Origin of the sequence: uncultured Jannaschia sp., assembly GCF_947494025.1 — a bacterium.
In the GTDB taxonomy this organism is placed as follows: domain Bacteria; phylum Pseudomonadota; class Alphaproteobacteria; order Rhodobacterales; family Rhodobacteraceae; genus Jannaschia.
This window is the reverse complement of record NZ_CANLTQ010000048.1, coordinates 1-11,351: the sequence shown is the minus strand read 5'-3', so window position 1 is coordinate 11,351 and position 11,351 is coordinate 1. Positions and strand designations below refer to the sequence as shown.

The following is an 11,351-nucleotide window of genomic DNA, read 5'->3' as shown; positions in this document are numbered from 1 at the left end:
CATCCGAACAGCATGACCCACCCGTGGCGTCATCAAGGCCACATCCCGAGGCCTGACACACGTCCGATCGAAGACCCTGCCGACGAACCGAAGATCATGCTTGCCAAACAGGGGGCATCCACACACGTCCTGACATACTCGACGCCGGCCGGCTCTAGGGGCGGGGGCATCCACCACATCAGTTCAACTGGCTTGCGAGACGCATCGTGTGCGTTTTGAAGGTGTAGAGGTTGCAGCCCTGTCGGACGATGTATTGGCCTTCGCCTGAGGTCCGCTGCAGAATTCGGACCTAGCAACGCTGATTTCCGTGCGTATCGGGATCGGCGCGTTCATGTCGCTTCGCTAGGACATTAGGAGACTGCAAAGCGACTGCGGGCCCAGGTTACAGAGTTCGGCTGGTACCCCTGCAGTCGCTAAAGCAGGTTGCGCGCGGTCGAGACATGCCAAGCACCGCCGCGTCGCGTCATGATGCCCCGCCGCCCGAGCTCGCCCGCGATCTGGCGCAGAAAGCTATGTGCGAGGCGCGGTTACAGCACTTCCCTTATTCAGGACGCACAGCAGCTTTACGAGCCTCGCTTACCCTCCGCAGAAGATCGGCGGCCGTCTATTGTGGAACATCGTAGCAGCCTCGAACGCCGAGGCCATACGAAGGAGGAGCGCCTCTTGAAAGTGATCGCCCACAAGCTGAAGACCGATCGGCAAACCCTCGGGCGAGAAGCCGCATGGTACCGCGACCGACGGGAGCGCCGTGTAACTAAATGGGATCGTGAACTGACGGCCGCGGCCGAAATCCTGCGCAGCGGCACTGAGAAGGGGCGCGGTCGTCGGCAGTGAGGGGGTCAGGAAGGCATCGACGGAATTGAAAGCGGATTTAACTTCGGCTAAAATGCTAGGACGTTCGGCGATCCGCGCTTCGTACTGCTCCTGCGTTACGGCGGCCCCGTCCGTGAGATTGGCAGTAACGATCGGCCCAAACAGTCGCTCGGCATCTGGCGTCGAGCGGAATTGATCGCCAAGGATTTGATTGAACTCATAGAGCAGGATCTCGCTGAAGAGTGCGGCGTAGTCGAGCTGTCCCTCTAGCGGGGGCACCTTGATGTCGACGATCTCGGCGCCGAGGTCAGAGAAAGTATCAGCGGCTGCACGGATTGCAGCCTCCACGGGCGGGTCGATATTGGTGAGCGAGTAGTTCTTTACGAGGCCGATACGAAGTCCAGCCACGCCGTCCTCCAAGCCGTCAGTGTAGCTTAGCCCGGGTTGAGCCAGGGCCGTGTCCGGATCCTTGGGGTCGAATCCCGCCATTACGTCGAGGAAGATTGCGAGGTCGCGAACGTTTCGGGCGAGAGGTCCAATCGTATCAAGGCTGAGTGAGCGGGGATAAACGCCATTCTTGCTGACAAGGCCGAAGGTGGGGCGGATTCCGGCGATACCAAGCCAGGAGGCAGGAACACGGATCGAGCCGCCTGTATCGGTGCCCGGTCCTCCAAGGCAGAGACCGGCAGCGATCGCTGCGCCTGTTCCGCTAGACGATCCGCCCGGACTCCGCTCCAAGTCCCAAGGGTTGTGGACATCGCCGAAGGTCGAATTCGTCCCCGAGACGCCAGCCGCGAATGCGTTCATGTTGGTCTTGCCGAGGATCACGCAACCTGCGTCCTTCAGCTTCCGGACGATCGTGGCATCGCTGTCGGACATGCGGTCGGCAAACGCTTCAGAGCCTACGGTAGTGCGGGTGCCTTCAACTTCGAAAAGGTCTTTGACTACGATGGGTATACCATGGAGCGGCCCCCGATCTAAGCCAGCTGCCAGCTCGGCATCCCGCGCTTCGGCCGTAGCGATCGCCTCCTCGTTGAGGACTGAGATGAACGCATTGAGCTTGGGCTCGAACTCCTCAATGCAATCGATGTAGGTCTCTGTCAGCTGGCGGCTCGACAGATCTCCGGACCTGAAAGCGTCGCCTGCCGCACCGACAGAGTGGGGCAAATCCCTAGCCCCCTGAGCCTTTGCCGGACGCACAAGACCGGCGGTCCCTGCGGCAAGTGCTATTGAGCTTGCGCCTGCAAGAACCTCGCGGCGGTTCAAGCTCCCAAAAGAATTGCATCTTTCCCCCAAGTCGCAACCTCCCATGCATGTCTTAAGGGAGGCTACGTCCCATAAAGACGCACGTCCATGAGTTTCGTCTTGTAAGATGGGAATGTAGCATGTTGGGTACCGCACGCCGCCGCGCTCGAGCCAGTCTTGGGTCAGCCGCAGGTCGCGTTGTTGGAAAGTTCCTGATGCGTTGAAGTGCGTTTTATAGAAGAGGCATTGTGCAAGAAGCGCCTGACGTCCGACTCGAATGCCGATGTCTGCCATCGCACAGGGCACGCTCAATAGTCCTGCCTGATTAGCATGAATAGCACGCCACCGTCCCTCAAGGGCGCGATGTCTTGTGAAGGGGATGAGCACCCTTTGAGGTCGATCAGCAGTGTTCCTCTTAACGAGAGTTCATCCTACGGGATGACCGCGACCTTTGGACTGGACTCCCAGGCGGATGGGTGGCTGCACGATCGTCTGCGATGCGCCAGCGCAAACCAGCGCGGTCCTGGCGGCATGCAAACAGGCAATCCATGAAAGCAGCGATTGGAGCGGCACGCCACCCTGCGCGGATATTCCGATAACATCCTAAGGGGATATCTTGATAACATCCGGCATGAGTAGGGGGAACATAAGGGGGAAGAGGATCGGCTCAATCAGCCTAAGCCATCTTAATAACTCAAGAAATACAAGAGTTATGGCGGACAGGAAGGGATTCGAACCCTCGAGACGGTCTCCCGCCTACGCACTTTCCAGGCGCGCGCCTTCGACCACTCGGCCACCTGTCCGCTGGCGGGTCTATGACAACGGGGTGGGGGGTCGCAAGACCGATCTTACGGGTCAGAGCTCCCCATGCTCTTTGATCCCGGTCGCCCCGATGCTACGCAGATGGCATCGCGAGGTGGAAACGAAGGAGGGGACATGCACGGCGGAACCGATAGCGAGACGGATTCAGCACGCGGTCCGCTCGCCGGCGTCCGGGTCCTCGATCTCAGCCGCATCCTTGCCGGCCCGACCTGCTCGCAGCTGCTCGGCGATCTGGGCGCAACCGTGCTCAAGGTAGAGAACCCCGCCACACGTGGCGACGACACGCGGCAATGGGGACCGCCCTATGTCAGGGACGGGTCGGAGGACACTGATCTTTCGGCCTATTTCATGTCGGCCAACCGCAACAAGCTTTCGGTCGCCATCGACATCGCCAGCGCGGCGGGCCAGGCCCAGATCCGGCGGCTCGCCGGGATGGCGGACATCCTGCTTGAGAACTTCAAGCCGGGCGGGCTGCGACGCTACGGGCTCGATTACGAAAGCCTGCGCGAGGTCAATCCGCGCCTCGTCTACGCCTCGATCAGCGGTTACGGGCAGACCGGGCCGAATGCCGCGAAGCCGGGCTACGACCTCATGGCGCAGGGGTATGGCGGGATCATGTCGCTGACCGGGGAGCCGGACGGCGCGCCCATGAAAGTCGGCGTCGGCATCGCCGATATCATGTGCGGCATGTATGCCTCGATCGGCATCCTCGCGGCGTTGCGCCACGCCGAGGCGACGGGACAGGGGCAGCAGGTGGACGTCGCCCTCGTCGATTCCCAGATCGCCTGGCTGGTCAACGAAGGCGTCAACACGCTGGTTTCCGCGGAGGAGCCGCAACGGCGCGGCAATGGACACCCGAACATCGTGCCCTACGGCGTCTACGCCACGGCCGATGGGCACGTCATCGTGGCGGTCGGCAACGACGCCCAGTTCCGGCGCTTCTGCGAGGCGTTCGGGCTCGACGCGCTGCCCGACGATGCGCGCTTCGGCACCAATCCTGCGCGAATGGCGAATCGCGTGGCACTGGCCGGATATCTCGAGCCGACGGTGCGTGCCCGAACGACGGCGGAGGTGATCGAGGTGCTGGAGGGGGCGCGCGTTCCTGTCGGACCCGTCCAGACCCTCCCGCAAGTCTTCGCCAGCGATCAGGTCGCGGCGCGGGGGATGCGGGTGAACATGCGAACGTCTGGCGCGGAGGGCGACCTTTCCCTGCCGCTCATCGGCAATCCGCTTCATTTTTCGGCGACGCCGGTGACGTATCGTCACCCACCTCCGCGCTTCGGCGCCGATACGGATGTGCTTGCACGGGACGATCCGTTCGCCGAAGACTGACGTCACGGAAGGGTTCGGACGCCTCCAGGCGAACGACAATTTTCCGCTCATTCTTGTGAGAATTTCAGGAACCCTGCTCATCTTTTCGGCCCGGCGCCCTATATGGAGCGGTATGCCGGGGATTCGGGGGAACCGTCGGATTGATAAGTGGTCGAACGTGCCATCAGATTGGCGCGATGCGGTGTATTGTGGCCGTGACCTCTTTATATTCGGCGCTTGCCCGGTCTTCGGGGCGAATCAATTGACCATTTTTCTCTTGCACGAGACCGCCGAAGGATGACCACCGCATCGCCCGAGACCGCCTACGCCAACCCGGCGCCGACGATGGCGACGGCTGCGCGGTCGATCCGCGATCCCCGGCTCGATTTCTTCCGCGGCGTGGCGATGTTCGTCATCCTGATCTCGCACACGCCCTACAACGCGTGGAGCGCCTGGATGCCGTCGCAGTTCGGCTTTTCCGACGCGACCGAGATCTTCGTTTTCTGTTCCGGGATGGCGTCGGCGATCGCTTTCGGGCGCACCTTCGACCGGCATGGCCTGGCGCTCGGCACGGCCCGGGTCGCCTTCCGCGTATGGCAGATCTACTGGGCGCATATCGCGTTGTTCCTGGTTCTGGCGACGTTTCTGGCCGGGATCGACGCGACCGGCTGGCATCCGAAGGCGATCTATGTCGGCTCCCTGAACCTCGTGCAGTTCTTTGAGGATCCGGCACCGCTGCTGATCGGCCTGATGACGCTCTCCTACGTGCCGAATTATTTCGACATCCTGCCCATGTACATGGTTCTGCTCGCGATGATGCCGGTCGTCGTGGCCCTGTCGCGGATTTCGCTGCCGCTCGTCTTCGCCCTGTCGGCGGCGATGTGGCTCCTGGCGCAAGGCGCGCTTCTCGAAGCGTTCGGCCTCGGGCATCTGCATCTGAACTTTCCGGCGGAGCCGTGGTCGGACCGTACGTGGTACTTCAATCCGTTCGGCTGGCAGCTGGTCTTCTTTACTGGATTCGCGCTGATACGCGGCTGGATCCCCGCGCCGCAAGTCCGTCCCGGGGCGATCGCGCTCACGGCCGCCTTCGTTCTGGCTTCGCTCGCGGTATCCGTGGCCGGTTTCCGCCTTTTCGACAGCGCGATCGTGAAAGGTGTCTACACTGCCGTTTCCGGCTGCACCGAAACCGGCTTCGGCGCCTGCAATCCGGTCTTCGACTGGCGCGATGGCAACCGACCGTGGTTCGACAAGTCGAGCTTCGCAATCCTTCATTACGTGCATTTCCTCGCAGTCGCCTATCTGGCCTGGGTGCTGGCGGGCACGCGGGGGCGTCGTCTGGTCGCGGAAGGCGCGGGAACGCTGTCCCGCGGCTGGAACGAGGTTGTCGCGGTCGTGATGAAGGTCGGACAACAAAGCCTGGCGGCGTTCATCGCTTCGATGATCATCGCGCGGGTGAACGGCTATCTGCTCGACGTGATCGGGCGCAACTGGGGGACTTTCGCTCTGATTAACATGACTGGCATCGGCCTACTCATTGCCTGTGCCTACGTGGCCGGCTGGTTCAAGTCGCAGCCTTGGCGGGCGAAGCCGTCGGCGGAGGCGGGGGCATGAGGCGCCGGGGCTTCCTCGCCGGCGTGTCCGGCCTCGCGATCTCCACGGCGCTCCCGCTGCGCGCCGCGCCGCCCGCGATCCTCGAGACGGAGCCGTTTGGGCCCGAAACGGTGATCGAGATGGCGCGGACGCTGGCGACGAACGAGTATCAGGCACGTGCGGAGGTGCCGCCGGAATGGCGGGATCTCACCTACGATCAATACCGCCGCATCTGGTTCGACCCGCGCAACGCCGTGTGGAGCGACACGGATTTGCCGTTCCGCATGGACCTCTTTCACCCCGGCCTTTATTTTCCGCGGCCCGTGGAGATCGACGTGGTCGCCAACGGCGAAGCCAATCGCCTGGCCTTCGATCTCGCGCTTTTCGACAAGACGGACGACGCGCCGGACCTCCCCGACGACGCCTCCATGGGGTATTCCGGCCTCCGGCTGCGCTATCGCTACCCCGAGGAGACGAACCCGCGCGAATTCGCCGTCTTCCAGGGGGCGAGCTATTTCCGCGCGATCGGCGCGGCGCAGCAATACGGGTTGTCCGCCCGCGGCCTCGCGCTGCGTACCGGTGACGCGGATGGCGAGGAGTTTCCCGAATTCATCCGGTTCTGGGTCGAGACCCCCGACACCAACGACTCGGCGGTGATTGTCCATGCGCTTCTCGACTCGCCTTCTGTTGCGGGCGCTTACCGGTTCGAGATCGAGCCCGGTCCGGCCTGTTTGATCCGGGTCGAGGCCACGCTGTTCCCCCGCGTCGATCTCGATCATGTCGGGCTCGCGCCGCTGACCTCCATGTTCCTCTACGACGAGACGAACCGGTCGCGCTTCGACGATTTCCGCCCGGCGGTCCACGATTCCGACGGGCTGCTGATCTGGAACGGCGTCGGAGAGATGCTTTGGCGCCCCCTTGCCAATCCGCGCACGCTCGGCGTGTCGGGCTTCGTCGACGACGGAATGCGTGGCTTCGGCCTGATGCAGCGCTCGCGCAGGCTTTCCGACTTCGCCGATCTGGAGGCGCATTACCAGGACCGGCCAAGCCTTTGGATCGAACCGGAGGGCGAATGGGGGCCGGGCATCGTCCGCCTCGTCGAGATCCCTTCGGACAAGGAAATCTACGACAACATCGTCGTCTATTGGCGGCCGCACGGGGCGATCCCCGCCGGATCCGAGCATCGCTACGCCTACAGCATGATCTGGGGCGACGAGCGGGCGACGGACGCGCCGATGCCGCGGGCCGACGTGGCGCGCGTTCTGCAGACCTATGTCGGGGCGAATTTCAACCGTGATGGCCAGGTGGTGGCGATCGATTACGCCGATCACCCCAGGATCGGCGACCCGCTGGAGGACATCACGGTGCGCGTGTCGGCCGACCTGATCGAGCCGTCCGAAGGCGTGCTGCAGCACAATCCCGAGACCGGAGGCACACGCCTCACCTTCGGCTTCGATCCCCAGGACAACGAGGCTCTGGAGTTCCGCGCGCAGCTCTTCCACGAGGGCGAAGCGGTCTCGGAAGTCTGGCTCTACAGATGGACCCCATCATGACCGAACCCGATCCCGGCCGGATGCCCGAGCCCCGGCCACTCGCCCATCCGCGGCAGGACCTCGCATGCCGCTTCCGCGATCGCGCCGCGCCGGCCACTGTGCGCGACGCGGACGCGGTCTTCTGGCGGCTGAGCACGTTCCTTCCCGCGGCGGCCGCGACCGTTCTTCTGCTCTGGGGCTTCCTGTCGTGGTTCGCCAACGACGGCACAACCTGGGCGGAGGCACTTCTGGCCGTGCTGATCGGGGTCGGCTTCTTCTGGATCGCGTTCAGCTTCACGACGGTGCTCGCCGGGGCCTACGCGATGTTCCGTCGCGTCGCCGCGGCCGATAAACCGGTTCGCCCGCTCGACGTCGCGCTCCTCATGCCGGTCCACGAGGAGGCGCCCTGGGACGTGTTGGGCAACGCGGCAGCCATGCTCGAACGCCTCGCCGCCGCGCCGGGGGCGCACAGCTACTCCCTCTACATCCTTTCCGACACGCGCAACGCCGATATCGCCGCGCAGGAGGAGGCCGCCTACGCGATGCTTCGCCGGCGCATGCCGGACGTGCCGATCTGGTACCGGCGGCGGCGGGTGAACACCGATCGCAAGGTCGGCAACCTTTCGCAATGGGTGGAGCATTGGGGCGGCGGGCATGATGCCATGCTCGTCCTCGACGCCGACAGCCTGATGTCCGCGCAGGCGATCCGCGAGCTGTCCGACGCGCTCGGCCGCGATCCGACCGCCGGGCTGATCCAGTCCTTCCCGCAGCTCATCGGTGCCCGCACCCTTTTCGCGCGCAGCCAGCAATTCGCCAACGCCATCTACGGCGTCGCCCTGGCCGAAGGACTGGCTCGCTGGACCGGACACGAGGGGAATTACTGGGGCCACAACGCGATCATCCGGACGCAGGCCTTCGCTGCCTCCGCGGGACTGCCGCATGTCCGGTCCTTCAGCGGCCGCGAGAATCTGATCCTCAGCCATGATTTCGTCGAAGCGGGCCTGCTGCGGCGCGCCGGATGGTCGGTCCGCTTCCTGCCGCGACTGCGCGGCAGCTACGAAGAGACCCCGCCGACGCTGATCGACCACGTGCTGCGCGACCGGCGTTGGTGCAAGGGCAACCTGCAGCATCTGGGCCTGCTCGGCACGCGCGGCTTCCATGCGCTGTCGCGGTTCCACATGTTCCACGGAGCCGTGGGCTATCTCCTGTCGCCCCTGTGGTTCCTGCTCCTCGCGCTCTGGGCCACGATCGGCGTTTCCGAGGAGCGGTCGGTGATCAATTACTTCTCTCCGGAGAATCCGCTCGTGCCGAACTGGCCGGAGATGTCGCCGATCAACCACGTCTGGCTCATGGCAACGATGTACACGCTGCTGCTTGCCCCGAAGCTCATCGGGGCCGGCGTCCTCGTGGCGTCCGGCATGCCGCTGTCGCGGCTCGGTGGGGGATGGCGTTTCACCGGTTCGCTGTTGCTGGAAATCATGGTCTCTATCGCCTACGCGCCGATCCTGATGGTGCAGCAGACGCTGGCGGTTATCGCAGCCTTTGCGGACGTGAAGTTCGACTGGACCCCGCAATCGCGCGCAGGTTCGGCGCAGAGTTGGCCGACGCTGCTGCGCTTCCATGCCTGCGAGACGGTGATCGGCCTGCTGCTTCTTGTCGGCATGCTGGCGGGGTTCGTGTCCTACTGGCTCGTCCCGATCATGGCGAGCCTGCTACTGGCCGCGCCGTTGTCGCGTCTGTCCGCCGTGCCGGTCTTCGGCACCATGGCAACGCCGCAAGAGGTTCGCGCCCCGCTCGTCGCCAAGCGGGCCGCGCGCTGGCGGGCGGAGCTGCGCGCGGCCGTCGCCCCAACCCCTGCGGAATAGGCCAGCCGCAGGGGGAGGTCCCGCTTTGCGAGGAGCGCTTCGGTCGCCGATCGTGTTGCCACGATGACGTCGTCCGACCCACACGGCGGACACATTGGCGCCATTTCATGCTCGCCTCTCATGCCAACCGTCGTCGTGCGGGCTCTGTCCGGTTCGGCATGGGAAGCAGGAACGAGGATGTAGTTGCGGCGCAGCGCAGGAGGCGAGGGGATATTCGCTGCCCGCCAAGGTCGACGGCACCACCTCCCTGATCGGCACGCATAGGGAGAAGGCAATCTACCTGCTCTTTTCCCCCGCCGAACAGAGCTTCGCAGTAAGCATCCGGGCTCGCTGCCCTGACGTCGTCCGCTGAGCATCGATAGTGTCCACTATGAGATAATGGACACTATCGGGGTTACGGTTTGTCGAAGCGGCGCAGGATCTGGAGCGACGACGAGAAGCGTGCGATCTGCGGACAGACGCGGGTGGCGGGCGTGTCGGTCAGCCAGGTCGCGCGGCGCTACGACGTCAATGCGAACCTGGTCTTCACGTGGCTGCGCGATGCACGATTTGCCGCTGTCGGCACCGTAGCCGACGAGCCCGCGGTCGAGCCGCATGGTTTCCTGCCGGTTCAGATCGTCGATCGGCCACCAGGCGAGGATCTGGCGTCAGTGTGCGATCCGACGCCCGCTTCCGGCACGATGGAGATCGACGTTGCGGGCGGTCACCGGCTGCGGATCGTGGGCACCTACGACCCCGAGGCGTGCGGCGGCGCGCTGCGCCGTCTGGGCGAGGACGTAACCGAGGAGCTGGAGTATGTGCCCAGCCGGTTCATCGTGAACCGGATCGTGCGGCCGCGCTTCGTCTGCTCGGGCTGTGAGGCCTTCACGCAGGCGGTGCTGCCGTCCCGCCCCATCGAGCGCGGTCGTCCCGGACCCGGCCTGCTGGCGCACGTGCTGGTCAACAAATACGCCGACCACCCGCCACTCTACCGGCAGAGCCAGATCTTCGAACGCGACGGGCTCGATCTCGACCGTTCGACGCTGGCGGACTGGGTCGGCAAATCGACGGCGTTGCTGGAGCCGCTGGCGGACGCGATCGGTCGGCACGTGCTGGCCGGACAGGCGATCTTCGCAGACGATGGTGAACCAGTCCCATGCCCTTTCCGGGGCGGCGATCATGCACTGCTTGTTCCAAAGCATCGAGAACGAAGCCTGCATGCGTTGAGGTGCTGACGCGCCAACCGACGATCTTGCGGGCATAGGCGTCGATGACGAAGGGTGGAGGGGACCGTGGCCCCGGCGGGGCCGCGTAAGCCCCGGAACGAGACGAACCCCTTCCAGGTGGCGACGCAGGTGAAATCGCTGACCCAGAGCATGTTCGGCGCGGGCACTCGGAACTGGCGGTTCACCTTGTCCAGCGGGCATGGCGCCTTCTTGTCCGGGATCGTCGTTCGGTGCGGCTTGCCGCGAATGATGCCCTGGATGCCCATATCCCTCATCAGCCGTGCTACCGTGCAACGAGCGACGTCGAACCCTTCACGGACGAGCTGCCGCCAGACCTTGCGGACGCCGTAGACCCGCCAGTTCTCCTCGAAAACGCGCCGGATCTCGGGTCGCAGGGCGACATCACGGCGGGCACGGTCCGACAGACGCGTCGGATCGACCCGCTTCGCCAGACGCTCGTAGTAGGTGGAGGGGGCGATCGGCAGCACCGCACAGATCGGCTCGACCCCGTGCGCATCCCTGTGCGCGTCAATGAACCCCACCATCACTTCGACCGGCGGTCGAGCTCCGCCATCGCAAAATATGCCGACGCCTTGCGCAGGATCTCGTTCGCCTGGCGAAGCTCTCGGTTCTCGCGTTCCAGCGCCTTCATCTTCTCTGTCATCTCGGCGGGGATGCCTGCGCGCCTGCCGCTGTCGATCTCGGCCTTCTTGACCCAGTCGTTCAGCGTGTTCGCCGAGCAACCGATCTTCGCGGCAATCGACATGATCGCCTGCCAGCGGAACCCGTGCTGGCCCGCGCCGTCGAGAACCATCCGCACGGCGCGCTCGCGCACCTCGGGAGAAAACTTGTTCGTGGTCTTGTTCATGATGCTCCATCCTACTCAAGAGTTGGAGCCTCCTGTCTTCTTCGGATCGTCTATGCCGGTGATGCGGACGGCATCCCGAGAGCCTCCGGGGTGATCGAGC

At 64.4% G+C, this 11,351-nt stretch carries 5 protein-coding genes, 1 tRNA gene, 3 pseudogenes and 1 other annotated feature; of the genes and pseudogenes, 6 read left to right on the top strand and 3 right to left on the bottom strand.

The window, feature by feature from the left end; translation table 11 throughout:
- Positions 1-576: 576 nt before the first annotated feature.
- Both Q1B08_RS20115 and Q1B08_RS20110 read right to left on the bottom strand, forming a co-directional pair.
- Positions 577-2,079, bottom strand: coding sequence for an amidase (locus Q1B08_RS20115; protein ID WP_299822807.1), 1,503 nt, complete (start codon positions 2,077-2,079; stop codon positions 577-579).
- Positions 2,080-2,771: 692 nt separating this feature from the next.
- Positions 2,772-2,861: transfer RNA gene (locus Q1B08_RS20110), tRNA-Ser, on the bottom strand.
- Between the two features lie 133 nt (positions 2,862-2,994).
- On the opposite strand from Q1B08_RS20110, the gene Q1B08_RS20105 reads away from it, so the two are divergent.
- The 6 genes and pseudogenes from Q1B08_RS20105 to Q1B08_RS20080 all read left to right on the top strand — a co-directional run.
- Positions 2,995-4,212, top strand: coding sequence for a CoA transferase (locus Q1B08_RS20105; RefSeq protein ID WP_299822804.1), 1,218 nt, complete (start codon positions 2,995-2,997; stop codon positions 4,210-4,212).
- Between the two features lie 276 nt (positions 4,213-4,488).
- The gene (locus Q1B08_RS20100) at positions 4,489-5,802 is read left to right on the top strand and encodes an OpgC domain-containing protein (RefSeq protein ID WP_299822801.1); all 1,314 of its coding nucleotides are present in this window, start codon (positions 4,489-4,491) and stop codon (positions 5,800-5,802) included.
- Entirely contained in the window at positions 5,799-7,334 is a 1,536-nt protein-coding gene (locus Q1B08_RS20095; RefSeq protein WP_299822798.1) for a glucan biosynthesis protein G, read from the top strand. Before Q1B08_RS20100 ends, Q1B08_RS20095 begins: the two co-directional genes overlap by 4 nt.
- Entirely contained in the window at positions 7,331-9,178 is a 1,848-nt protein-coding gene (gene mdoH, locus Q1B08_RS20090; RefSeq protein ID WP_299822795.1) for a glucans biosynthesis glucosyltransferase MdoH, read from the top strand. The genes Q1B08_RS20095 and mdoH overlap by 4 nt, the downstream gene beginning before the upstream one ends.
- Before the next feature lie 401 nt (positions 9,179-9,579).
- A pseudogene (locus Q1B08_RS20085) lies at positions 9,580-9,744 on the top strand (transposase); the annotation flags it as partial.
- A 177-nt stretch (positions 9,745-9,921) separates the two neighbouring features.
- Positions 9,922-10,257 (top strand): annotated as a pseudogene (locus Q1B08_RS20080) (transposase); the annotation flags it as partial.
- 40 nt (positions 10,258-10,297) lie between these two features.
- Here Q1B08_RS20080 and Q1B08_RS20075 read toward each other — a convergent pair.
- A pseudogene (locus Q1B08_RS20075) lies at positions 10,298-11,251 on the bottom strand (IS3 family transposase); the annotation flags it as partial.
- Positions 10,854-10,970, bottom strand: a sequence feature (AL1L pseudoknot). Its footprint overlaps the pseudogene before it by 117 nt.
- Positions 11,252-11,351 lie beyond the last annotated feature (100 nt).